Annotated in this window: 22 protein-coding genes and 1 riboswitch; of the genes, 21 read left to right on the forward strand and 1 reads right to left on the reverse strand. The window is 69.4% G+C overall.

What is annotated here, in order from left to right; all coding sequences use genetic code 11:
- Positions 1-109: 109 nt before the first annotated feature.
- On the reverse strand, positions 110-2,182 hold the full coding sequence (locus tag AAFP30_RS12385) for a hypothetical protein (protein ID WP_419230229.1): 2,073 nt from the start codon (positions 2,180-2,182) through the stop codon (positions 110-112).
- Positions 2,183-2,281: 99 nt separating this feature from the next.
- Between AAFP30_RS12385 and pyrR the strand changes: the two genes are divergently transcribed.
- The 21 genes from pyrR to AAFP30_RS12490 all read left to right on the forward strand — a co-directional run bounded on the left by pyrR (position 2,282) and on the right by AAFP30_RS12490 (position 24,491).
- Complete coding sequence (gene pyrR / locus AAFP30_RS12390; protein ID WP_419230230.1) at positions 2,282-2,836, forward strand: bifunctional pyr operon transcriptional regulator/uracil phosphoribosyltransferase PyrR; 555 nt, start codon at positions 2,282-2,284, stop codon at positions 2,834-2,836.
- Positions 2,836-3,798 (forward strand): aspartate carbamoyltransferase catalytic subunit, encoded by a 963-nt coding sequence (locus AAFP30_RS12395; protein ID WP_419230231.1) that lies wholly within the window; start codon positions 2,836-2,838, stop codon positions 3,796-3,798. The genes pyrR and AAFP30_RS12395 overlap by 1 nt, the downstream gene beginning before the upstream one ends.
- Positions 3,795-5,096: a dihydroorotase gene (locus tag AAFP30_RS12400; RefSeq protein ID WP_419230232.1), complete on the forward strand. Its 1,302-nt coding sequence runs from the start codon at positions 3,795-3,797 to the stop codon at positions 5,094-5,096. Before AAFP30_RS12395 ends, AAFP30_RS12400 begins: the two co-directional genes overlap by 4 nt.
- Positions 5,093-5,593, forward strand: coding sequence for a transporter (locus tag AAFP30_RS12405; RefSeq protein WP_419230233.1), 501 nt, complete (start codon positions 5,093-5,095; stop codon positions 5,591-5,593). Before AAFP30_RS12400 ends, AAFP30_RS12405 begins: the two co-directional genes overlap by 4 nt.
- Positions 5,590-6,720: a glutamine-hydrolyzing carbamoyl-phosphate synthase small subunit gene (gene carA / locus AAFP30_RS12410; RefSeq protein ID WP_419230234.1), complete on the forward strand. Its 1,131-nt coding sequence runs from the start codon at positions 5,590-5,592 to the stop codon at positions 6,718-6,720. The genes AAFP30_RS12405 and carA overlap by 4 nt, the downstream gene beginning before the upstream one ends.
- Positions 6,720-10,055 carry a carbamoyl-phosphate synthase large subunit gene (carB, locus tag AAFP30_RS12415; RefSeq protein WP_419230235.1) on the forward strand — a complete coding sequence of 1,112 codons (3,336 nt, stop codon included), beginning with the start codon at positions 6,720-6,722 and terminating at the stop codon, positions 10,053-10,055. Before carA ends, carB begins: the two co-directional genes overlap by 1 nt.
- Positions 10,052-10,873, forward strand: coding sequence for an orotidine-5'-phosphate decarboxylase (gene pyrF / locus AAFP30_RS12420; protein ID WP_419230236.1), 822 nt, complete (start codon positions 10,052-10,054; stop codon positions 10,871-10,873). Before carB ends, pyrF begins: the two co-directional genes overlap by 4 nt.
- Before the next feature lie 520 nt (positions 10,874-11,393).
- Complete coding sequence (mihF, locus tag AAFP30_RS12425) at positions 11,394-11,708, forward strand: integration host factor, actinobacterial type (protein WP_129909290.1); 315 nt, start codon at positions 11,394-11,396, stop codon at positions 11,706-11,708.
- Positions 11,708-12,334, forward strand: coding sequence for a guanylate kinase (gene gmk, locus AAFP30_RS12430; RefSeq protein ID WP_419230710.1), 627 nt, complete (start codon positions 11,708-11,710; stop codon positions 12,332-12,334). The genes mihF and gmk overlap by 1 nt, the downstream gene beginning before the upstream one ends.
- On the forward strand, positions 12,331-12,630 hold the full coding sequence (rpoZ, locus tag AAFP30_RS12435) for a DNA-directed RNA polymerase subunit omega (RefSeq protein WP_419230237.1): 300 nt from the start codon (positions 12,331-12,333) through the stop codon (positions 12,628-12,630). Before gmk ends, rpoZ begins: the two co-directional genes overlap by 4 nt.
- A 16-nt stretch (positions 12,631-12,646) precedes the next feature.
- Positions 12,647-13,879 (forward strand): bifunctional phosphopantothenoylcysteine decarboxylase/phosphopantothenate--cysteine ligase CoaBC, encoded by a 1,233-nt coding sequence (gene coaBC / locus AAFP30_RS12440; RefSeq protein ID WP_419230238.1) that lies wholly within the window; start codon positions 12,647-12,649, stop codon positions 13,877-13,879.
- Positions 13,880-13,996: 117 nt separating this feature from the next.
- A complete protein-coding gene (gene metK, locus AAFP30_RS12445; RefSeq protein ID WP_419230239.1) occupies positions 13,997-15,211 on the forward strand; it encodes a methionine adenosyltransferase in 1,215 nt (404 codons plus the stop codon).
- A gap of 47 nt (positions 15,212-15,258) precedes the next feature.
- Positions 15,259-17,202 (forward strand): primosomal protein N', encoded by a 1,944-nt coding sequence (locus AAFP30_RS12450; protein WP_419230711.1) that lies wholly within the window; start codon positions 15,259-15,261, stop codon positions 17,200-17,202.
- Between the two features lie 11 nt (positions 17,203-17,213).
- Positions 17,214-18,152, forward strand: a complete 939-nt coding sequence (gene fmt / locus AAFP30_RS12455; protein WP_419230240.1) for a methionyl-tRNA formyltransferase — start codon at positions 17,214-17,216, stop codon at positions 18,150-18,152.
- Positions 18,149-19,516 carry an RsmB/NOP family class I SAM-dependent RNA methyltransferase gene (locus AAFP30_RS12460; protein WP_419230241.1) on the forward strand — a complete coding sequence of 456 codons (1,368 nt, stop codon included), beginning with the start codon at positions 18,149-18,151 and terminating at the stop codon, positions 19,514-19,516. Before fmt ends, AAFP30_RS12460 begins: the two co-directional genes overlap by 4 nt.
- A gap of 70 nt (positions 19,517-19,586) precedes the next feature.
- Positions 19,587-20,264, forward strand: a complete 678-nt coding sequence (rpe, locus tag AAFP30_RS12465) for a ribulose-phosphate 3-epimerase (protein ID WP_419230712.1) — start codon at positions 19,587-19,589, stop codon at positions 20,262-20,264.
- Positions 20,254-21,306: a bifunctional diaminohydroxyphosphoribosylaminopyrimidine deaminase/5-amino-6-(5-phosphoribosylamino)uracil reductase RibD gene (gene ribD / locus AAFP30_RS12470; RefSeq protein ID WP_419230242.1), complete on the forward strand. Its 1,053-nt coding sequence runs from the start codon at positions 20,254-20,256 to the stop codon at positions 21,304-21,306. Before rpe ends, ribD begins: the two co-directional genes overlap by 11 nt.
- Before the next feature lie 40 nt (positions 21,307-21,346).
- A riboswitch (FMN riboswitch) is annotated at positions 21,347-21,503 on the forward strand.
- Between the two features lie 51 nt (positions 21,504-21,554).
- Complete coding sequence (locus AAFP30_RS12475; protein WP_419230243.1) at positions 21,555-22,202, forward strand: riboflavin synthase; 648 nt, start codon at positions 21,555-21,557, stop codon at positions 22,200-22,202.
- Between the two features lie 38 nt (positions 22,203-22,240).
- Entirely contained in the window at positions 22,241-23,545 is a 1,305-nt protein-coding gene (locus AAFP30_RS12480; RefSeq protein WP_419230244.1) for a bifunctional 3,4-dihydroxy-2-butanone-4-phosphate synthase/GTP cyclohydrolase II, read from the forward strand.
- On the forward strand, positions 23,542-24,027 hold the full coding sequence (gene ribH, locus AAFP30_RS12485; protein WP_419230245.1) for a 6,7-dimethyl-8-ribityllumazine synthase: 486 nt from the start codon (positions 23,542-23,544) through the stop codon (positions 24,025-24,027). The genes AAFP30_RS12480 and ribH overlap by 4 nt, the downstream gene beginning before the upstream one ends.
- Complete coding sequence (locus AAFP30_RS12490) at positions 24,024-24,491, forward strand: PH domain-containing protein (RefSeq protein ID WP_419230246.1); 468 nt, start codon at positions 24,024-24,026, stop codon at positions 24,489-24,491. Before ribH ends, AAFP30_RS12490 begins: the two co-directional genes overlap by 4 nt.
- Positions 24,492-24,519: the final 28 nt, after the last annotated feature.

A 24,519-nucleotide genomic window follows, 5' to 3' on the forward strand; every position in this document is an offset into this window, starting at 1 on the left:
CGGGAGAGTGCCGTGTGTGGTGCGGTCCACCGTCCCGTGTGACGGTGCTCACTCTCCAGACCGGAAGCTGCCCACTATCTGTCCATCGGGGCTCATCAGAACGGGGCTATCAGGTCGGTTCGGGTACGCCGCGCAGATCCCAGTCCCACAGCACCTCGGCGACCCGGTCGACGCCTTTGGCGAGATGCCGCCGGTAGGTGCTGAAGGCCAGGCCCAGCACTTCGGCGGCCCGTTCCTGGCTGCCGGCCGGGTGGACAAAGGTGCGGTCCAGGGCTCGTTCGGCCCGCGCGTAGTGCGGGTCGTCGGCGAGGATGGTCAGCGCGTGGCGAAGGACGTCGACCAGTCGGTCGGCGGCGGCGTCCGTGGTGTCGGGGGAGCTGCGATCCTCCGACGTCGCCAGTCGGGAACCGACGAGCGGACTGTGCCGGAGGCGATCGGGTTGATGGAGATCCCGCAGCAGTTCGCGCACCGCGGCGTCGAAATCGGCGCGGCACAGGGCCACCCGACCGATCGGGGTGCTGGTGGGCGGCGCCGCCCCGGTCTCGGCGGCCGCCAAGGATCCCAACCACTCGTCGAACGGGCAGCGGAGAAAGTCGCGCGCGTAGACGGTGACCGTCGCGCCGTCGTCGAGCGTGAGTTCGGTGAGGGCGGCGAAGCCGATGTAGTCCCAGACAGGACTCCACAAGTCGCCGCGGGTCGAAGAGATCGCCACCCAGCCGAGTCCTGGCGACGCCCACTCCCGCATCGACACCTCGGCGACGATGTTGGAGACCGGCCCGAGGGCGTCGAGGCCCTGAGCGTCGGCGGCCATCTGATGCAGCATCACCTCGCCGGCCTCGGCAGGCCGGAGGGTGGACAGTTCAGCGCAGATCCGAGTGGACACCGGATCGGTTGCGCGGAACCTGCCGGACTCGTCGAGGCGAGCGAAAACCACTGCTCCACAGGGAGTATCGGCGTCATCGCGGATCAGGTAGCACTTCTCGGGCAGCGCTTGTGCGCACTGGACGGCCCACTGCGCCCGCAGCGGCGACTCGGCCCTCTCGAAGATCGCCCGCACGTCGGCGGCATCGTCGGGTCCGACGAGGTTTGCCGACATCGACCCGAGGTCGTCGTAGGAGAACAGCGATGCGGTCACCGGGTTGTTGCGGTGCAGGAACAACAGATCGGCGGCGGCCCGGTGATAGGCAAGACCGTCGGACCGACGCATCCGTTGCACGACAACCCGGCGGATCCGCCGGTGCAGGTCACCGAAGGCCTGCCGGTCACGCCAGCGCAGGTCGGCGTCGAGCGCGTCGCGGACCAGGTCGTGCAGCGTGAGGCCGTCGGGATGCGCGACGGCGTACGGGCGGTCGCGCAACCAGGTCAGTAGGTCGTCGGCGTGACCGTCGTCCAGGTCGAGAACGTCGCGCAGCAGCGCCCGGTCGACCCGGCGCGCGTGGCCGCAGACATGCAACCCGGCCCGCTGCTGCGGTGTCTGCACCTCGTCGACGAAGGCGGCGAGGAGCTGTTTCACGACGTCCGGATTGCCGAGCAGCGACGGCAGGGCGGGCGCGGCGCTACCCGCCCCATAGGTGTCGGCGGCGATGGTGAGGGCCAGTGGATGACCATAGGTTTGCGTCGCGAGAGAATCGGCCGCGTCGTCGGGTACACCCGCGCGGTGCAGCAACTCGACGGCATCCTCGGGGTCGAGGTTGCGCAGCGGCAGTTCGACGAACAGTCGACGCCAGGCGGGGTCCCGCCGCCACTGCGGCGCGGGCGGGTGACGGCCGGCCAGGATCACGCGGCAGTCGGCGGGCAGTCCGGGGAGGAACTCGTCACGGATCCACCGCTCGAGCGACCCGACGGCCTCGAACGTGTCGATGATCAGGACGCCGTCGGCGGTGAGTCCGTCCGTCTCCCGCAGGGCACGTAGGACCTCGCTGCGTTGGGCGCCGATGTCGGTGCCGTCGACGAAGCAGCATGCCCGACCTCGTTCGGTCGCCAGCGATTCGGCCGCCCGGACCAGGCAACTCTTGCCGACGCCACCCGGCCCGTGGAGGTAGAGCACCGCGGGGCCGTCGGGGTCGTCGAGCAGTCGCGCCACGACGGCGAGTTCACCGCGGCGTCCGACGAGCGCACTCCGATCGCGCCGTTCGGCGATCAGTCGATCGGCGATGCGGGGAGTTCGCTCGGCGTCATTCACTTCTTCGATTGTCGCCGATCTCGTCGGCGCGTGTAGAGTGTCTGGGCGAGACAGACATCCTTTAACGATCCGTCCGGCGAGGCGGAGAAGGAGGTCCGCGTGGCCGAACGTGTGCTGCTCGACGCTTCTGACGTCGCACGCACCATTGCCCGGGTGGCCCATCAGGTGATCGAGAAGACCGCCTTGGACTCCCCGGACGCACCCCGTGTCGTGATCATCGGAATCCCCACTCGCGGAACATTTCTCGCGGAGCGACTGGCGGAGAAGATCAATGAGTTCGCCGGCACCGAGGTGCCGGTCGGATATCTCGACATCACCCTCTACCGCGACGATCTGCGGGCCAAACCGCATCGCCCCCTCGAGCGGACCGTGGTCCCCGCCGGGGGCGTCGACAACGCGGTGGTCATTCTCGTCGACGACGTCCTCTTCTCCGGCCGCACCGTCCGCGCCGCCCTCGACGCCCTGCGTGATCTCGGTCGCCCATCCGCGGTCCAGCTCGCGGTCCTCGTCGACCGCGGGCACCGCGAACTGCCGCTGCGCGCCGACTACGTCGGCAAGAACATCCCCACCTCCCGTGAGGAGAATGTCGCGGTGCACCTGGTCGAACAGGACGGGGTCGACGAGGTCGTCCTGAGCGGAAAAGAGGTGCAGTGATGCGACATCTGCTCTCCACCCAGGATCTGTCCTTCGACGACGCGACCGGACTTCTCGACGAGGCCGAACGCTTCGAGCAGGCGCTGACCGGACGCGAGGTGCGCAAGCTGCCGACGCTGCGCGGCCGCACCGTGATGACCGTCTTCTACGAGAACTCCACGCGCACCCGGGTGTCCTTCGAGGTCGCGGGCAAGTGGATGAGCGCCGACGTGATCAACGTCAGCGCCTCGTCCAGCTCGGCCGGTAAGGGAGAGTCGTTGCGGGACACCGCGAAAACTCTGCGCGCTGCCGGTGCCGACGCACTGATCGTGCGGCATCCCGCGTCGGGCGCGGCCCACCAGATCGCCGAATGGACCGCCGAGATCGACGCGGCCGGCGAGGTCGGCGGGCCATCGATCATCAACGCCGGTGACGGCATGCACGAGCATCCCACCCAGGCGCTGCTCGACGCGCTGACGTTGCGGCAGCGGCTCGGCTCGCTGAAGGGTCGTCGGATCGCGATCGTCGGCGACATCCTGCACTCGCGCGTCGCCCGCTCCAACGCCCACCTGCTCGCCACCCTCGGCGCCGAGGTGGTGCTCGTCGCGCCGACCACGCTGCTGCCGGTGGGGGTGGAGGAGTGGCCGGTGACGGTCTCGTCCGACCTCGACGCCGAACTCGCCGCGGTGGACGCGGTGATGATGCTGCGGGTGCAGGCCGAACGCATGAACGGCGGCTTCTTCCCGAGTTCCCGCGAATACTCGGTGCGCTACGGCCTCAACGAACGCCGCCTCGCCCTGCTCGACGACAACGCCGTGGTGCTGCACCCGGGCCCGATGCTGCGCGGCATGGAGATCGGCTACTCGGTCGCCGACTCGCCACGCGCCACCGTGCTCGAACAGGTCCGCAACGGCGTACATGTGCGGATGGCGGTGCTCTTCCGCCTGCTCGTCGGCACCGACTCTTCAGGAGCATCCCAGTGACCACCGGTTCCATCCTGCTCACCGACGTCCGTCCCTACGGCGACGGCGACCCGGTCGACATCCTCGTCGTCGACGGCGAGATCACCGAGATCGGCGCCGGGCTCACCGCGCCCGACGGGGTGGACACCGTCGCCGGCGGCGGAGCGATCGCCCTGCCCGGCTTCGTCGACCTGCACACCCACCTGCGCGAACCCGGCCGCGAGGACACCGAGACCATCCGCACCGGCTCGGCCGCCGCGGCGCTCGGCGGCTACACCGCGGTCTTCGCGATGGCCAACACCAACCCGGTCGCCGACAACTCCACCATCACCGACAACGTCTGGCGCACCGGCCGCGACATCGGCCTCGTCGATGTGCACCCCGTCGGCGCGGTCACCGTCGGACTCGAGGGCAAACAGCTCGCCGAGATGGGCATGATGAACGCCGGGGTCGCCGGCGTCCGGATGTTCAGCGACGACGGCAAATGCGTCGACGACCCGCTGCTCATGCGCCGCGCCCTCGAGTACGCGAAGAGCCTCGACGTGCTCATCGCGCAGCATGCCGAAGAGCCGCGGCTGACCGTCGGTGCGATCGCCCACGAGGGCCCCAACGCATCTCGCCTCGGCCTCACCGGCTGGCCGCGGGCCGCCGAGGAATCCATCGTCATCCGCGACGCGCTGCTGGCGCGTGACGCCGGCACCCGCGTGCACATCTGCCACGCGTCGACCGAGGGCACCGTCGAACTGCTGCGCTGGGCCCGGGGACAGGGCATCGCGATCAGCGCCGAGGTCACCCCGCATCACCTGCTGCTCGACGACTCGCGCCTGGCGACCTACGACGCGGTGAACAAGGTGAATCCGCCGCTGCGTGAGGAACGCGACAAGCAGGCCCTGCGGCAGGCCTTGGCCGACGGGGTGATCGATTGTGTGGCAACCGATCACGCCCCGCACGCGGCGCAGGAGAAGGCATGCGAGTTCGCCATCGCCCGCCCCGGCATGCTCGGCCTGCAGACCGCACTGCCGATCATCGTGGACACCATGGTCAATCCCGGCCTGCTCGACTGGCACGGCGTCGCCCGCGTGATGAGTGAGCGGCCCGCGCAGATCGTCGGTCTCACCGACCAGGGCCGGCCGATCGCGGTGGGGGAGCCGGGCAACCTCACCCTCATCGATCCGGACACCTCGTGGGTCGTCGAGGGCAAGGAACTGGCCAGCCTGTCGAGCAACACCCCGTACGAGGCGATGACCATGCCGGCCACCGTCACCACCACCGTCCTGCGCGGCGTCGTCACCGCTCGCGACGGCGAGGTCACCCGATGAGCGGATTCGAACTCATCGTGCTGGTTGTCGTGGTGCTGGTGTGGGCCGGTCTCATCGCCCTCGCGCTGCGCGGTTGGCGCAACCGCGGCCGGCGGCAGGCCGAGACCATCGGCGACTTCCCCTCGGTGCCCGAGCAATTGGGGGAGCCCACGATCGGCCCGGACACCGGCCTCTACGTCGGCAGCACCCTCGCGCCGAGCTGGCAGGACCGGATCGCGGTAGGCGACTTCGGCGATCGCGCCGCCGCCGCCATGTCGGCGTACTCCGACGGCATCCTCATCGACCGGCAAGGCGCCTCCGACATCTGGATTCCGCGGTCGTCGATCACCGCGGTCCGCACCGAACGCGGCCTGGCGGGCAAGGTGATGACCGCCGACGGCGTCCTCGTCATCCGCTGGGTCCTGCCGTCGGGCACCGAGATCGACTCCGGCCTGCGCGCCGACGACAAGAGCATCTATCCGGGCTGGGTCTCGGGTTTCGAAGGGAAAGAGCAATGAGCACAGCGGTTCTCGTGCTGGAGAACGGGCAGGTCTTCCGGGGACTGCCGTTCGGCGCGGTCGGCGAGACGCTCGGTGAGGCGGTGTTCTGCACCGCGATGACCGGCTATCAGGAGACCCTCACCGATCCGAGTTATCACCGGCAGATCGTGGTGGCCACCGCGCCGCAGATCGGCAACACCGGCTGGAACGACGAGGATGACGAAAGTCACGGCGGAAAGATCTGGGTCGCCGGCTACGCCGTGCGCAATCCCACACGCCGCGTGTCGAACTGGCGGGCGACCACCTCCCTCGAGGAGGAGCTGCAGCGACAGGGCATCGTCGGCATCGCCGGGATCGACACCCGCACCGTGGTGCGCATCCTGCGCGACCACGGCTCCATGCGGGCAGGTGTGTTCTCCGGTGCCGCACTCGGCGACGACGAGGAACTCGTTGCGCGCGTGCGGAATCAGCCGGAGATGAAGGGCGCCAACCTGGCCGGCGAGGTCACCACCGACGCCGGGTACGTCATCGAGCCCGAGGGCGAAACGCGGTTCACCGTCGCGGCACTGGATCTCGGGATCAAGACCAATACCCCCCGGATGTTCGCCGAACGCGGCGTGCGGGTGCATGTGCTGCCGTCGACGGTCGGACTCGACGCCATCACCGACCTGAAACCCGACGGCGTGTTCCTGTCCAACGGGCCGGGCGACCCCGCCACCGCCGACGCCATGGTCGACCTGACCAAAGGCGTGCTCGGCGAAGGACTCCCGCTCTTCGGCATCTGCTTCGGCAACCAGATCCTCGGCCGTGCACTGGGCCGCGGCACCTACAAGATGAAGTTCGGTCACCGCGGCATCAACATCCCGGTCATCGACGCGGCCACCGGCAAGGTGTCGATCACTGCCCAGAATCACGGGTTCGCGCTCGAGGGGGAGGCCGGTGAGGAGTTCGACTCCGATTTCGGTCGCGCCCGCGTCAGCCACGTCTGCGCCAACGACGGCGTCGTCGAGGGCGTGGAACTCGTCTCCGGACAGGCCTTCTCGGTCCAATACCACCCCGAGGCCGCGGCCGGCCCGCACGACGCCGCCTATCTCTTCGACAAGTTCGTCACCCTCATGCAGGGGACGAACGGAACGGGGGCCTGATGCCACGCCGTACCGACCTCTCCCACGTCCTGGTCATCGGGTCCGGCCCGATCGTCATCGGCCAGGCCTGCGAGTTCGACTACTCCGGCACGCAGGCGTGCCGCGTGCTCAAGGCCGAAGGCCTACGCGTGAGCCTGGTCAACTCCAACCCGGCGACCATCATGACCGACCCGGAGTTCGCCGACGCCACCTACATCGAACCCATCACCGCCGAATACGTGGAGAAGGTGATCGAGGCCGAACGCGACGCCGGCCACCCCATCGACGCGGTGCTCGCCACCCTCGGCGGCCAGACGGCACTGAACACCGCTGTCGCACTGCACGACCGGGGCTCGCTCGAGAAATACGACATCGAACTGATCGGCGCCGACTTCGACGCCATCCAGCGCGGCGAGGACCGGCAGATGTTCAAGGACATCGTCGCCAAGGTCGGTGGCGAGAGCGCCCGCTCGGCCGTCTGCCACACCATGGACGAAGTCCGCGCAACCGTCGCCGAACTCGGCTATCCCGTCGTCGTGCGGCCGTCGTTCACCATGGGCGGACTCGGCTCCGGGATGGCGTATGACGAGACCGACCTCGAACGCATCGCCGGCGGTGGCCTCGCGGCATCGCCGACCGCCAACGTCCTCATCGAGGAATCGATCCTCGGGTGGAAGGAATACGAGCTCGAGCTGATGCGCGACAACCGCGACAACGTCGTGGTCGTCTGCTCCATCGAGAACGTCGACCCGGTCGGCGTGCACACCGGCGACTCGGTCACCGTCGCCCCGGCGATGACGCTCACCGACCGCGAATACCAGATTATGCGTGATCTCTCGATCGACATCCTGCGCGAGGTCGGCGTCGACACCGGCGGCTGCAACATCCAGTTCGCGCAGGACCCGCGCGACGGCCGGCTCGTCGTCATCGAGATGAACCCGCGTGTCTCCCGCTCGTCCGCCTTGGCCTCCAAGGCAACCGGATTCCCGATCGCCAAGATCGCCGCGAAACTCGCCATCGGCTACAGCCTCGACGAGATCGTCAACGACATCACCAAGGAAACCCCGGCCTGCTTCGAGCCGACGCTGGACTACGTGGTGGTCAAGGCCCCGCGGTTCGCGTTCGAGAAGTTCCCCGGCGCCGACGACACACTGACCACCACCATGAAGTCGGTCGGCGAGGCGATGTCGCTGGGACGTAGCTTCGCCGAGGCCCTCGGCAAGGTCATGCGATCACTGGAGACCAAGGCTGCCGGGTTCTGGACCGAGGCCAACCGCCCCGACCGGTCGACGGTCGACCTCGACGCGCTGCTCACCGAATTGGCGACCCCGAAGGACGGCCGGCTCTACGGCATCATGCTGGCCTTCGACGCCGGTGCCACCGTGGAACAGCTCTACGACGCCACCGCCATCGACCCGTGGTTCCTCGCCGAGATCGGCGCCATCGGTGCGCTCGGTACCGATATCCGCGACGCCGATGTCCTCGACGAGTCGTTGCTGCGCCAGGCCAAGTCGTCGGGCTTCTCCGATCGCCAGATCGCGGCGCTGCGTGCCGATCTCGACGACGAGGCCGCGGTCCGCGCGCTGCGCACCGAACTCGGCGTGCATCCGGTCTTCAAGACCGTCGACACCTGCGCCGCGGAGTTCGAGGCCAAGACCCCATATCACTACTCGACCTACGAACTCGATCCGGCGGCCACCAGTGAGGTTGCGCCGCAACCGGATCGGCCCAAGGTGCTGATCCTCGGCTCCGGGCCGAACCGCATCGGGCAGGGCATCGAGTTCGACTACTCCTGCGTGCACGCGGCGATCACGCTGTCCGAGGTCGGCTACGAGACCATCATGGTCAACTGCAACCCGGAGACCGTGTCCACCGACTACGACACCGCCGACCGCCTCTACTTCGAGCCGCTGACCTTCGAGGACGTCCTCGAGGTCTACCTCGCGGAATCGCAGTCGGGCAATGTCGTCGGCGTGATCGTGCAGCTCGGCGGGCAGACCCCGCTGGGCCTCGCGCATCGTCTGGCCGCCGCCGGCGTGCCCATCGTCGGTACCAGCCCAGAGGCCATCGACCTCGCCGAGGACCGCGGCGAGTTCGGCAAGGTCCTCACCGCAGCCGGACTGCCCGCCCCCGCGTTCGGCACCGCCACCAGCTTCGACGAGGCCCGCGACACCGCGGCGCGCATCGGCTACCCGGTGTTGGTGCGGCCGTCCTACGTGCTCGGCGGTCGCGGCATGGAGATCGTCTACGACGAGAAATCGTTGGCCGACTACATCTCTCGCGCCACCGAACTCACCCCCGATCACCCCGTGCTGGTCGACCGGTTCCTCGAGGACGCGGTGGAGATCGACGTCGACGCGCTGTGCGACGGCACCGAGGTCTACCTCGGCGGCGTGATGGAGCACATCGAGGAGGCCGGCATCCACTCCGGCGACTCGGCGTGCGCGCTGCCGCCGGTCACCCTCGGCCGGTCGGATCTGGCGATGGTGCGCGAGTCCACCGAGGCCCTCGCGAAGGGCATCGGGGTGCGTGGGCTGCTCAACGTGCAGTACGCCCTCAAGGACGACGTCCTCTATGTGCTGGAAGCGAATCCACGGGCGAGTCGCACCGTGCCGTTCGTCTCCAAGGCGACCGCGGTGCAGCTGGCCAAGGCCTGCGCCCGGGTGATGCTGGGTACCTCGATCGCCGAACTGCGCGAACAGGGTGTGCTGCCCGCGACCGGCGATGGTGGGGAGACCCCGGCCGAGGCGCCGATCGCGGTGAAGGAAGCGGTGTTGCCGTTCAACCGATTCCGCCGCCACGACGGCACCGGCGTCGATTCGCTGCTGAGCCCGGAGATGAAGTCCACCGGTGAGGTGATGGGCATCGACGCCGACTTCGGCCGTGCGTTCGCCAAGTCGCAGACCGCGGCCTACGGCTCGCTGCCCACCTCGGGAGCGGTGTTCGTGTCGGTCGCGAACAAGGACAAGCGCGCGCTGATCTTCCCGGTCAAGCACCTCGCCGATCTCGGGTTCGAGATCCTGGCCACCGAGGGCACCGCGGACGTGCTGCGCCGCAACGGTATTCACTGTCGCACGGTGCGCAAGCACTTCGAGGCGGCCGAGGGGGTGTCGACGATCGTCGACATCATCCGGGCCGGCGAGGTGTCGATGGTGATCAACACCCCGTACGGCAACTCCGGTCCACGCGTCGACGGCTACGAGATCCGCAGCGCCGCAGTTTCGGTGAACATCCCCTGCATCACCACCGTGCAGGGGGCGAGCGCCGCGGTGCAGGGCATCGAAGCGGCCCTGAACAAGGACATCTCCGTCGAGTCGCTCCAGCGGCGGCACGCGGTGCTGGTGAATCGACGATGACCGGGTTCGCCGGCCGCTACCGGACCGCCGTCGAACAGCGCGGCCGGTTGTGCGCCGGCATCGACCCGCACGCCGAACTCCTCGAACAGTGGGGGCTGCCGGTCTCCGCCGACGGCCTCGCCCGCTTCGCCGACATCTGCGTAGAGGCGCTCGGCCCGGTAGCCGCGGTGATCAAGCCGCAGGTCGCGTTCTTCGAGGTGTTCGGGTCCGCCGGATTCGCCGTCCTCGAACGCGTCATCGCCGGCTGTCAGGAGGCCGGTGCGCTGGTGCTCGCCGACGCCAAACGCGGCGACATCGGCTCCACGATGGCCGCCTACGCCACGGCCTGGCTCGATGACCGCTCACCGCTCTGCTCGGACGCCGTCACCGCCTCCCCGTACCTCGGGTTCGGATCGCTGAACCCGGCCATCGACGCGGCCCGTGCGGGCGACCGTGGCGTGTTCGTCCTCGCCCGTACCTCCAATCCGGAGGGTGCCGGGGTGCAGTTGGCGGACGCCGGCGACCAGAGCGTCGCGCAATCCATCGTCGATGCCGCCGGGGTGGAGAACGCCGACGGCACCGCGACGCTGGGTCTCGTCGTCGGCGCCACCCGCGCGCACGGCCTCGACCTGTCCGGTCTCGGCGGCCCGATCCTCTCGCCCGGCCTGGGCGCGCAGGGCGCCACCCCGCACGACCTGCCCGACGTGTTCGCCGGCGCGGACCGCGCCTGGGTGCTGCCCGCGTCCAGTCGTGGCGTACTGCGCGTCGGCCCGGACCTCGGTGCTCTGCAGGCCGAGTTCACCCGCACCCGCGATGCCGTCGAGGCCGCGCTGCGCTGACCAGCGATGCACAGCCGAAATGAGGTCGCGTGCGACCTCATTTCGGTTCCGCGTGCTCAACTGACGTCGCAACATCGAGATGAGGTCGCATGCGACCTCATTCAGGCGCGGCACCTCGCGACACGCGCGACACCAGAGACTTTCTGGAAAATTCCGCGACCATCACTCCAGTCACACGAGTATCAGCGCCGGTCAGGGCCGGTTCTGGTCGTCGACAAACCCCCGACTCCGTGTGGGAGAGATCACGGCCCACCTGACCTGGGATTTCCTCACATAACACGTTGTCAGAGGGTTGCGCGCGAGAGTTGTCGGAGGGATCCGCTAGGTTCTTGGCGAGCGGCACGCTACAACACCCGGATCCCCGGATTTTGCAGGGGTGGCGCTCGCAAATGCCTGCTCACGTGGGTACGGTCGCTTTCGCCGCCACATTCGGCGACGTCGCACCGCGACCAACCGCCAGCGTCGGCCATCCAGGCCGGTACTGGCAGTCCAGTTGAAGACACGAAAGACGGAGGAACCCGTGGCCCTTCCCCAGTTGACAGACGAGCAGCGCGCTGCCGCGTTGGAGAAGGCAGCTGCCGCTCGGCGGGCCCGCGCCGAGCTCAAAGAGCGCCTCAAGCGCGGCGGCACCGATCTCCAGCAGGTTCTCAAGGATGCCGAGAACGACGAGATCCTGGGCAAGATGAAGGTCTCGGCCCTGCTCGAGGCCCTGCCGAAGGTTGGCAAGGTCAAGGCGCAGGAGATCATGACCGAGCTGGAGATCGCCCCGACGCGCCGCCTGCGCGGTCTCGGCGACCGTCAGCGCAAGGCTCTGCTCGAGAAGTTCAGCTCCTGATCGAGCACACCGAACACCACGCGAGGGGTCGACTGGTCGTACTGGTCGGCCCCTCCGCCGTGGGTAAGTCCACCGTCGTCGCCCGCGTCCGGCAGCTCGTTCCGCAGCTCTGGTTCAGCGTCTCGGCGACGACCCGCGCGGCCCGGCCCGGAGAGGTCGATGGCCGCGACTATTTCTTCGTCTCTGGCGACGAGTTCGACCGCATGATCGCCGACGACGAGCTGCTCGAGTGGGCAGAGATCCACGGTGGTCTGCAGCGGTCGGGCACTCCGAGGGGCCCGGTCGTCGACGCGCTCGAGCGCGGTCTGCCGGTTCTCGTCGAGGTCGACCTGGTCGGTGCCCGCAACGTGTTGCGTGCGATGCCGGAGGCGATCGGCGTGTTCCTGGCCCCGCCGAGCTGGGACGAACTCGTGTCCCGATTGACCGGCCGCGGCACCGAAAACAGCGAGGCCGTCGCCCGGCGACTCGACACCGCGCGCACCGAAATGGCCGCCGCCGACGAGTTCGATCACGTGCTGGTCAACCACGAAGTCGACCAGGTGGCCTCCGAGTTGGTATCCTTGCTGGTTGGACCCGATGCGGCCATTACCGACCGGGCAGAATCAAACCCACAGGAGATTGCGTGAGCACCCAGACCAACTTCGATTTGACCGAAATTGCCGACGCCCCGGCGTACGACACCCCACTGGGAATCACCAATCCGCCCATCGACGAACTGCTCGAACGCGCCTCGTCGAAGTACGCATTGGTCATCTACGCGGCCAAGCGCGCACGACAGATCAACGACTACTACAACCAGCTCGGCGACGGCATCCTCGAGTACGTCGGCCCTCTCGTCGAGCCGGGTCTGCAGGAGAAGCCGCTGTCCATCGCGATGCGCGAGATCCACTCCGATCTCCTCGAGCACACCGAGGGCGAATAGGACCAGGCTCCCGGCGATGTCCAGAATCCTGGTCGGGGTGGGCGGCGGCATCGCCGCCTACAAGGTGTGTTCGGTCATCAGGCATTTCACCGAGTCCGGACATGACGTCCGCGTCGTACCCACGCAGGCCGCGCTGAAGTTCGTCGGCGCCGCCACTTTCGAGGCGCTGTCCGGCAATCCGGTCAGCACTGACGTCTTCGACGACGTCGACCAGGTCGCCCACGTGCGACTCGGTCAGGGGGCCGACCTGGTGGTCATCGCACCCGCCACCGCCGATCTGATGGCCCGCGCCGCCGCCGGCCGCGCCGACGATCTGCTCACCGCATCTCTGCTCACCGTGCGATGTCCGGTGCTGTTCGCACCGGCCATGCACACCGAGATGTGGGAGCACCCGGCCACCCAGGCCAACGTCGCGACGTTGCGCGCACACGGCACCACCGTGATGACGCCCGCGTCGGGACGCCTCACCGGCACCGACAGCGGACCGGGCCGGCTACCCGACCCGCAGGAGATCGCGCTGCTCGGCGAGCTGCTCCTCGATCGCGCCGACGCCCTGCCCTACGACCTGGCGGGCGTCCGCGTCGTCATCAGCGCCGGCGGCACCCGCGAACCGCTCGACCCGGTGCGCTTCCTCGGCAACCACAGCTCCGGCAAGCAAGGCTTCGCCCTCGCGCGTGCCGCGGCCCAGCGCGGGGCGACGGTCACCGTCGTGGCCGGCTCCACCGCCGATCCCGGCGATCCGGCCGGCGTGGAGATCGTGCGGGTGGCCACCGCCACCGAACTCGCCGACGAGATGACCAAACGGGCCGCCGAGGCCGACGTGGTCATCATGGCCGCCGCGGTTGCCGACTTCCGGCCCATCTCCGTGGCCGACGCCAAGATCAAGAAGGGCGATGCGGGTCCGGCTCCCATCGAACTCACCACCAACCCGGACATCCTGCGCGGACTCGTCGAATCCCGCGAGGCCGGTCGCATCCCGGCCGAGGTCGTCATCGTCGGGTTCGCCGCCGAAACCGGCGACGAAACCGGGGGAGTCCTCGACCACGGCCGCGCCAAGTTCCGCCGCAAGGGCTGCGATCTGCTCGTGGTCAACGCGGTCGGCGACGGCAAGGCGTTCGGCACCGAGGACAACACCGGGTGGTTGCTGTCGGCCACCGGCACCGAAACCGCCCTCCCGTTCGGTTCGAAAACACTCATGTCGAGCAGAATCCTTGACGAAGTCCGCGAATTGGTCCCAGATAGAGGGTGACCCGGGTCGGGGAGGACCCCCGGTGTGCACGAACACCGGTCAGTAGAGACAATCAATGCCACCGCTAGATACGAATCGCCACGTGCCCACATCGGGCAGCAAGTCTGAGAGGACCAGATGACCACCTCTGCGTCACGCCTGTTCACCAGCGAATCCGTCACCGAGGGGCATCCCGACAAGATCTGCGACGCGATCAGCGACTCCATTCTCGACGCACTGCTCTCCGCCGATCCCGCCGCCAAGGTCGCGGTGGAGACGCTGGTGACCACCGGTCAGGTCCATGTCGCGGGTGAGGTCAACACCGTCGCCTACGCCGACATCCCGACCATCGTGCGCGAGAAGATCCTGGAGATCGGCTACGACTCGTCCACGAAGGGCTTCGACGGGGCGTCCTGCGGCGTCAACGTGGCGATCGGTGCGCAGTCGCCGGAGATCGCGCAGGGTCTCACCGACTCGCACGAGACCCGCTACGGCGGCGTCGAGGACGAGATCGACAAGCAGGGCGCCGGCGACCAGGGCCTGATGTTCGGTTTCGCCACCGACGAGACCCCCGAACTGATGCCGCTGCCGATCTCGCTGGCCCACCGCCTGTCGCGGCGCCTCACCGAGGTGCGCAAGACCGGCGTGCTGCCGTACCTGCGGCCCGACGGCAAGACCCAGGTCACCATCGAATACCAGGGTGACGTGCCGGTCCGCCTGGACACCGTGGTCGTGTCCACCCAGCACGCCGCCGACATCGACATCGACAACATGCTCACCCCGGACATCCGCAAGGAGGTCCTCGAGCCGGTCTTCGCGTCGCTGGACCTACCGAACCCGCTCGACACCTCCGACGTGCGGCTGCTGGTCAACCCGACCGGCAAGTTCGTGCTCGGCGGTCCCATGGGTGATGCCGGCCTGACCGGACGCAAGATCATCGTCGACACCTACGGCGGCATGGCCCGCCACGGCGGCGGCGCCTTCTCCGGCAAGGACCCGTCCAAGGTCGACCGCAGCGCCGCCTACGCGATGCGCTGGGTCGCGAAGAACGCGGTCGCCGCCGGTCTCGCCAAGCGCATCGAGGTGCAGGTCGCCTACGCGATCGGCAAGTCCGCGCCCGTCGGTCTGTTCGTCGAGACGTTCGGCACCGAAAAGGTCGATCCGGCGATCATCCAGCAGGCCATCTCCGAGACCTTCGACCTGCGGCCCGGCGCGATCATCCGCGACCTGGACCTGCTGCGCCCGATCTACGCACCCACAGCGGCCTACGGCCACTTCGGGCGCACCGACATCGATCTCCCGTGGGAGCGCACCGACCGCGCGGAGAAGCTGCGGGCAGCCGCAGGACTCTGAGCGCTCGCACCGCCGCCGCGGCGCGGCCCATCGGCAAGGTGTTGCCGATGCTCGGCCTCGCCCACCTCGACCGGCCGTTCGACTACCTGATCGACGCCGACCAGGACGCCGACGCGAAACCCGGTGTGCGGGTTCGGGTTCGGTTCTCCGGTCGGCTCGTCGACGGCTTCCTGCTCGACCGGGTCGAGGAGAGCGACCACACCGGCAAACTCGGCTGGCTGGACCGGGTGGTGTCCCCGGAACCGGTCCTCGGGCCGGAACTGGCGACGTTGTGCCGCGCGGTCGCCGACCGGTACGCCGGCACCATGTCCGACGTCGTCCGGCTCGCCATCCCGCCGCGGCACGCCCGCACCGAGAAGGAAGAGACGCCGCCGCGGACACCGTTCGATCTGCTGCCGCCGGTCGACGTCGCCGGGTGGCACGCCTACACCGCGGCCGAATCGTTCCGGCATGCGCTCACCGCCGGGGACAGCCCGCGCGCGGTCTGGCAGGCGACCGCGGGGGAGGACTGGCCTGCGCGGTTGGCCGAACTCGCCGCGATCACCGCGGCCGCCGGGCGCGGGGTCGTCGTCGTGGTGCCCGATCAGCGGGATCTCGAGCGACTCGAGGACGCATGCGCGCCGCTGCTCGGTGACCGGTGCGTCACCCTCGCCGCGGGCCTCGGTCCCACCGCCCGGTATCGGCGGTGGCTCGCTGTCCGCCGCGGCGCCGCCGACGTCGTCCTCGGGACCCGCAGCGCGGTGTTCGCGCCGGTCCACGACCTCGGACTGATCGTCATCTGGGACGACGGCGACGACAGCCTCGTCGAACCGCGCGCACCCTATCCGCATCCGCGGGAGGTGGCGGTGCTGCGGTCGCACCAGGAAAAGTGTGCACTGGTGATCGGCGGCTTCTCCCGCACCGCCGAGGCGCATTCACTGGTGACCGCGGGGTGGGCGCACGACCTGGTCGCCGACCGCGCCACGGTGCGCTCACGGACCGCGCGGGTGGTGGCACTGTCCGATGAGGATCGTCGCGTCGCCAACGACCCGCTGGCCCGGTCGGCACGCATTCCGGCGATGGCCTTCGAGGCCGCCCGCACCGCACTCGCCGCCGAACGCCCGGTGCTGTTCAGCGTGCCCCGCCGCGGCTACATCCCATCGGTGGCGTGCGCGCGCTGCCGCACCCATGCCCGCTGCCGGGAATGTCGCGGACCGTTGGAACTGGATGCGCAACAACGACTTTCGTGCCGCTGGTGCGGGCGTCCGGAGGTGTCATTCCGGTGCGCGGAGTGCGGCGGCACCCAGGTGCGGGCGCTGACCACCGGCGCACGCCGCACCGCGGAGGAACTCGGCCGCGCATTCGCCGGGGTACCGGTCGTCACCTCCGGCGGCTCATCGATCGTCGACGCTCTCGAGCCGGGTGCGCGGGTGGTGGTCGCGACGCCGGGCGCCGAACCGCTCGCCCCCGACGGCTACGGCGCGGCCGTGCTCCTCGACACCTGGGCGCAACTCGACCGTGTCGATCTGCGCACCGGCGAGGACACGGTGCGCCGCTGGATGGCCGTCGGCGCGCTGGTGGCGTCGGCGTCGGCGGGCGGCACCTTGGTCATCGTCGCCGACGCCGGGCTGGCACCGGTGCAGGCACTGATCCGCTGGGATCCCGTGGGATTCGCCGCCCAGGAACTCGCGCAGCGCGCCGAACTGGGTTTCCCGCCGGCGGTCACCATGGCCTCGGTCGACGGCGACCTGAGCACCATCTCGGCCTTCGTCGACGCTCTCGACCTGCCCGACGGCGCGGAGAAGCTCGGGCCGGTGCCGCTGCCGCCGGGGGTACGCAGACCATTCGCCGCGGGAGATTTCGATGGCGAGATCGACCGCATCCTGCTGCGAGTGGATCGTCGGGAAGGGCGCGGACTCGCGTCGGCGCTGGCGGCCGGGCAGGTGCGCCGCAACACACATCACGAGACCGGGCCGATCCGAGTGCAGGTCGACCCGCCAACGATCGGGTAGAAAGAGTTCGCATGAGAGTCGTTTTCGCCGGAACTCCCGAGGTTGCGGTGCCGTCGCTGCGATTGCTGCTGTCGTCGTCGCAGCACGAGGTCGTCGGCGTCATCTCGCGGCCCGACACCGTCGCCGGCCGGGGACGCACCGTGGTGCGGTCGCCCGTCGCGACGGTGGCCGACGAGGCCGGCATCGAGGTCATCACTCCGCGGCGACTCGGTGACCCGGGCGTGCTCGACCGGTTGCGGTCGTGGCGCCCGGATTGCGGGGCGGTCGTCGCCTACGGCGGGCTGGTCCCGCCCGGCCTGCTCGAATTGCCCACCCACGGCTGGATCAACCTGCACTTCTCGGTGCTGCCCGCCTGGCGCGGCGCCGGACCGGTGCAGGCGGCGATCGCCGCCGGCGACGAGGTGACCGGTGCGAGCACCTTCCTGTTGGAGGAGGGCCTGGACACCGGACCCGTCTACGGTGTGATCACCGAGACCATCGCACCCACCGACACCAGCGGTGATCTACTGGGTCGACTCGCCGAATCGGGAGCGCACCTGTTGGTCTCGACCCTCGACGGCATCGACGACGGTTCCCTGGCGCCGGTCGCGCAGTCCTCGGCCGGGGTCAGTCACGCGCCCAAGGTCGACGTCGACGACGCCCGCATCCGCTGGGATCTGCCTGGGCACATCGTCGACCGCCGTATCCGCGCGCACACCCCGGCGCCCGGCGCCTGGACCACCCTCGAGGATGCCCGGATCAAGGTGGGGCCGGTGACCCCGGCCGAGGTGCCGGGCGAGGCCGATGCGCCGGAGCCGGGTGCGCTGCTGGTGACCAAGAAGGCGGTGTTCGTCGGCACGTCGAGCGGCGTGGTCCGACTGGGCTGGGTGCAGCCGCCCGGAAAGAAGCAGATGCCCGCGGCTGACTGGGCCCGCGGTGCACGACTGGCCGACGGGACGGTATTGGCATGAAGCGGTCGATGACCCGGGACAAGGCGGTCGACGCGCCGCGCGCCGCCGCCCGCGACACCCTGCGCGCCGTCCGCGAACGCAACGCCTACGCCAACCTCGTGCTGCCGAAGATGTTGCGGGAGCGCGGGATCACCGGTCGCGATGCGGCGCTGGCGACCGAACTGGCCTACGGCGCGGCGCGCGCCCAAGGTTTGCTCGACGCGGTCATCGAGGCGGCGGCCAACCGCCCCGTCGACGAGATCGACGGACAGGTCCTCGACGTGCTGCGTCTGGGGACCTACCAGTTGCTGCGCACCCGCATCGGGTCGCACGCCGCGGTCTCCACCTCGGTGGATCTCGCCCGCTCGGAACTCGGGATGGGTCCCTCCGGATTCGTGAATGCGGTGCTGCGCAAGGTATCTCAGCGCGACGAGGACCTGTGGGTCGATGCGCTCGCCCCGTCCATGGCCGACGACCTGATCGGCAACCTGGCCTTCCGCTACGCCCACCCGCGGTGGATCGCGCAGGTCTTCTTCGACGCACTCGGCAACTCCGCCGGCCGCCTGCAGGCCGAACTCGCCGCCGACGACGACCGGCCCCCGGTGCATCTGGTGGCCCGGCCCGGGCTGATCACCGCCGAGGAACTCGCGTTGACGAGTGAGGGTGAGGTGGGCCGGTATTCGCCGTACTGCGTGTACCTGCCGGGCGGCGACCCGGGGCAACTCGATGCGATCCGCGAAGGGTACGCAGGCGTGCAGGACGAGGGCAGTCAGCTCGTCGGGCGGGCGCTGACCGTCGCCGAGGTCGCCGACGACGGCGGCCGATGGCTGGACATGTGCGCAGGCCCCGGCGGTAAGGCCGCACTGGTGGCCGCGATCGCCGACATCGACGGCGCCCACCTCGACGCGATCGAGGTCGCCGAACACCGGGCCGACCTGATCCGCAAGGTCGTGCGGGATCTGCCGGTCACCGTGCACGTCGCCGACGCGCGGGCGAGCGACCTCGAGCCCGGCTTCGACCGCATCCTGCTCGACGCCCCCTGCACCGGTCTGGGATCCCTGCGCCGTCGTCCCGAGGCGCGGTGGCGTCGCACCCCCGACGACGTCGTGGAACTCGTTGTGCTGCAACGGGAAATGCTCACCGAGGCGTTGCGACTGGTGAAACCCGGGGGAGTGGTGGTCTATTCGACGTGTTCGCCGCATCCCGCGGAGACGGTCGAGGTCATCGACGCGGTGCTCGCCGCTCATCCCGACGTCGAGCAGATCGACGCGCGGGGCCTGGTGCCGGTGCCGTCCGACGAACTCGACGACGCGCTGCACGTGCAGCTGTGGCCGGCGCGGCACGGTACGGATGCGATGTTCCTGGCGGCGTTGCGCAAGCGCTGAACCGCGGTGGCGGGCCCCGCGACGCGCTACCCCTACAATCTGGGGCATGTCGCAGCCCGCTGGTGCCCCGATGATCGCCCCGTCCATCCTCTCCGCCGACTTCGCCAACCTCGCCGCCGAGGCCGACGCGGTCTCACATAACGGCTCGACGCGCGCCGACTGGCTGCACGTCGACGTGATGGACGCCCACTTCGTGCCCAACCTGACGCTGGGCCTGCCCATCGTGGAGAGCCTGCTCAAGGCCACCGACATCCCGATCGACTGCCACCTGATGATCGAGAATCCCGAGCGCTGGGCACCGCCGTATGCCGAGGCGGGCGCACACAACGTCACCTTCCACGCCGAGGCCACCGACGATCCGATCGCCGTCGGCCGTGACATCCGGGCCGCGGGCGCCAAAGCCGGGCTGAGCATTAAACCGGGCACCCCGCTCGAGCCCTACCTGGAGATCCTCCGCGACTTCGACACGCTGCTCATCATGAGCGTCGAACCCGGCTTCGGCGGGCAGAAGTTCATCCCCGAGGTCCTCGCGAAGGCACGCGCGATCCGGAAGTTCATCGACGCCGAAGAGCTGCGGCTGCTCGTCGAGATCGACGGTGGTATCAACACCGACACCATCGAAGAGGCCGCCGAAGCCGGGATCGACTGCTTCGTCGCCGGGTCCGCGGTCTACGGTGCCGAGGATCCGGGTGCCGCGGTGGCGGGATTGCGGGCGCAGGCCGCTGCTGCACGCCCCCATGCCCACTGACCCGGCGGTTTCCGACCCGGGCGTGTTCGACGCCCCGATGCGGGCGGCCATCGAGGAGTCACGCAAGGCGCTCGGCGCCACCAGCCCGAATCCGCCGGTCGGCGCGGTCATTGTGGCGCCTGACGGCGCCGTCGTGGGCCGTGGGCACACCCAGCCGCCCGGCGGCCCGCACGCCGAAATCGTCGCGCTCGCCGACGCCGGCGCCGCCGCCCGGGGCGCGACCGCGGTCGTCACCCTCGAACCGTGCAACCACACCGGCCGCACCGGACCGTGCAGCGAGGCACTCATCGCCGGCGGCATCGCGCAGGTCGTCTACGCCATCGGCGACCCCAATCCGACCGCGTCCGGCGGCGCCGACCGACTCCGCGCCGCGGGCGTCCGCGTGATCGGCGGCCACCTCGACGACGAGGCCCGCGACGGCCCACTGCGCGGCTGGCTGTTCCGGCAACGCACCGGCCGGCCGTTCGTCACCGTCAAGATCGCCGCCGGCCTCGACGGTCGCATCGCCGCCCCCGACGGCACCAGCCAGTGGATCACCGGCCCCGACTCCCGCGCCCGCGTGCACCGGCAACGGGCACAGCTCGACGCCATCGTCATCGGTACCGGAACCGCCATCCGCGACAACCCGGCACTGACCGCCCGGCACCCCGACGGTACCCTCGCCGACCATCAGCCGATGCGAATCATCATGGGCCACAGAGATATTCCGGACACCGCGCAGATCCGCGACACCGCCGTGGCGCCGTTCGCCCAGATCCGCACCCACGACCCGGCCGACGTGCTGGCGGCGCTGCCGGACGCCACCTGGGTGCTCGTCGAGGGCGGGCCGTCGATCATCGGGGCCTTCCTCGCCGCCGGACTGGTCGACGAGATCGAGGCGTACCTGGCGCCGATGATCCTGGGTGCCGGCACGTCGTCGGTGGACATGCCGGGCGTGACCACCCTCGCCGACGCACGGCGTTTCCGCACCGTCGGCGTCGAGCAACTGGGTGAGGACGTCCTCCTCCGATTCCGCACCGACGAATCCAGCCCAGCGGGATAGGAAATCCCGCCACCTGGTCAGGTCGTGCTAACTTCGATGACAGAGTTCTCGGGGCGGGGTGCAATTCCCCACCGGCGGTGATGAGATCCGATCCATATCGGATGTCGAGCCCGCGAGCGCCTGCCACCTGGCAGGGACAAGCAGATCCGGTGTGAATCCGGAGCCGACGGTCATAGTCCGGATGTGAGAGAACGCAGACGTCGCATCGACGTCTGGTGTGCTCCGAGCTTCTAGTTGGAGGAGTGCACGTGTTCACCGGCATCGTCGAAGAGCTCGGCACGATCGTCGCACGCGACGACCTGCCGGATGCCGCTCGCCTCACCGTCCGCGGACCGCTGGTCACCAGCGACGCCAAATTCGGCGACTCGATCGCCGTCAACGGTGTGTGTCTGACCGTCGTCGAGCAGGGCCCCGACGAGTTCACCGTCGACGTCATGGCCGAAACCCTCAACCGCAGCTCGCTGGCCGCGTTGGCCGCGGGCAGCCGGGTCAACCTGGAACGCGCGATGGCCGCCGGCGGACGTTTCGGCGGACACATCGTGCAGGGACACGTCGACGGCGTCGGGACCGTCGCCTCGATCACGCCGTCGGAGAATTGGACCGTCGTGCGAATCGCGGTGCCCGACAAGCTGAGTCGCTACATCGTGGAGAAGGGTTCGATCACCGTCGACGGCATCTCGCTGACCGTGGCCGCACTCGGCGGCACCGCGACCGACGGCGAATGGTTCGAGATATCCCTCATCCCGACGACCCTGGCCGAAACCAATCTGGGTACCACCACGGTCGGCACCCTGGTCAACCTCGAGGTCGACGTGATCGCCAAGTACGTCGAACGTCTATATCCCGTTCTGCGGGATCAGGTGGTCGACAACGGGCCCGGACAACCAGTGGAGTAAGAACAATGACGACGACAGCGACAGCAGGTGGTGACGAGATGACGGGTCAGACCACACCCACACAGGGCGCGGGTGACGGACATTCCGGAGTGCACTTCGATTCCGTGGAGCGGGCGATCGCCGATATCGCCGCCGGCAAGGCGGTCGTGGTGGTCGACGACGAGGATCGCGAGAACGAGGGCGACCTCATCTTCGCGGCCGAGAAAGCCACCCCGGAACTCGTCGCGTTCATGGTGCGCTACACCTCCGGCTACCTGTGCGTGCCGCTCGACGGCGACGCCTGCGACCGGCTCGGCCTGCCGCCGATGTACTCGATGAACCAGGACAAGCACGGCACCGCCTACACCGTGACCGTCGACGCCCGTGAAGGCATCGGCACCGGCATCAGTGCCGCCGACCGCGCCACCACCATGCGGCTGCTCGCGGATCCGGAGGCGTCGGCCGTGGACTTCACCCGTCCCGGCCACGTCGTGCCGTTGCGTGCCAAAGAGGGTGGCGTGCTGCGTCGCCCCGGCCATACCGAGGCCGCCGTCGACCTGGCCCGCCTCGCCGGATTCGCGCCCGCCGGCGTCATCTGCGAGATCGTCAGCCAGAAGGACGAGGGCCACATGGCCCAGACCGACGAACTCCGGGTCTTCGCCGACGACCACGACCTCGCGCTCATCTCCATCGCCGACCTCATCTCCTGGCGCCGGCGCCACGAGAAGCACGTCGTCCGCGTCGCCGAGGCCCGCATCCCCACCAACCACGGCGATTTCCGGGCCGTCGGCTACACCAGCATCTACGACGACGTCGAACATGTCGCGCTGGTCAAGGGCGACATCTCCGAATCGGACGGCCACGACGTCCTGGTGCGCGTGCACTCGGAGTGCCTGACCGGCGACGTCTTCGGGTCGCTGCGCTGCGACTGCGGCCCGCAACTCGACGCGGCCATGGAGATGGTCAACGCCGAGGGTCGCGGTGTGGTCCTCTACATGCGTGGCCACGAGGGCCGCGGCATCGGCCTGCTGCACAAACTGCAGGCCTACCAGCTGCAGGACTCCGGCTCCGACACCGTCGACGCCAACCTGCAGCTCGGCCTGCCCGCCGACTCCCGCGACTACGGCCTGGGCGCGCAGATCCTCGTCGACCTCGGCGTGAAGTCGATGCGGCTGCTCACCAACAACCCGGCCAAACGCGTCGGCCTCGACGGCTACGGACTGGAGATCGTCGACCGCGTCGCGATGCCGGTGCGCGCCAACACCGAGAACCTGCGGTACCTGCGCACCAAGCGCGACCGAATGGGCCACGACCTGATCGGACTCGACGACCTCGAGCAGACGGCACCGGGGGATCCGGCATGAGCGGACACGGCGAACCGACCCTCGATCTCGCCGACGCGAGCGGACTGCGGTTGGCGATCGTCGCGTCGCAGTGGCACGAAACCATCTGCACCGCACTGCTCGACGGCGCGCTGCGGGCCGCCACCGAGAGTGGCGTCACCGAGCCCACCGTCGTGCGGGTGGCCGGTGCCATCGAGCTACCGGTGATCGTGCAGGCACTGGCCCGGCACCACGACGCCGTCGTCGCGCTCGGCGTGGTGATCAAGGGGGAGACCCCGCACTTCGAGTACGTGTGCGACGCGGTGACCGCCGGCCTCACTCGGGTCTCCCTCGACGAGTCGACCCCGGTCGGCAACGGCGTACTCACCACGCTGACCGAGGAACAGGCCATCGCGCGGGCCGGACTGCCCGAATCCAAGGAGGACAAGGGTGCCCAGGCGACCACCGCCGCGCTCGCGTCGGCACTGACCCTGCGGGCGCTCGCCCGAGGCGAATTGCGGTGAGTACCCTCACCGACGTGGAGTGGGATCTCGAATACCGGCCCCGGCGACTACGGCGACTGGCCGTGATCGCTGCGGTGGTGGTCCTGGCGATCCACATCACGTTCGGTGCGCTGCTCACCATCTCCGACACCGGACCCCAGAACATCGGTCTGGGTGACCAGTTCGCCATCATCCTCATCGGCATCGTCGAGGCCGCCGCCATCCTGCTGTTCACCCGGCCCCGGCTGCGGGTCGGGGCGTCCGGCGTATCGGTCCGCAACCTGGTCTCCGAGCGGCTGTTCGGCTGGGACGGCGTCGAAGGTCTGACCTATCCGGACAAGGGGTGGTCGGCGTGGCTGTTGCTGCCGGCCGACGAGCACGTTCCGGTGCTCGCCGTACAGGCATGGGACGCCGATCGGGCGGTGACCGCGATGAACGACTTCCGCGAGCTCGAAGAGCGCTACGGGTCCGGCGGGTCTGCGTGAGCGTCGGACCCACCGACTAGCCTGGACG

This window comes from Gordonia sp. CPCC 205515 (assembly GCF_048537925.1).
Classification (GTDB): Bacteria; Actinomycetota; Actinomycetes; order Mycobacteriales; family Mycobacteriaceae; genus Gordonia.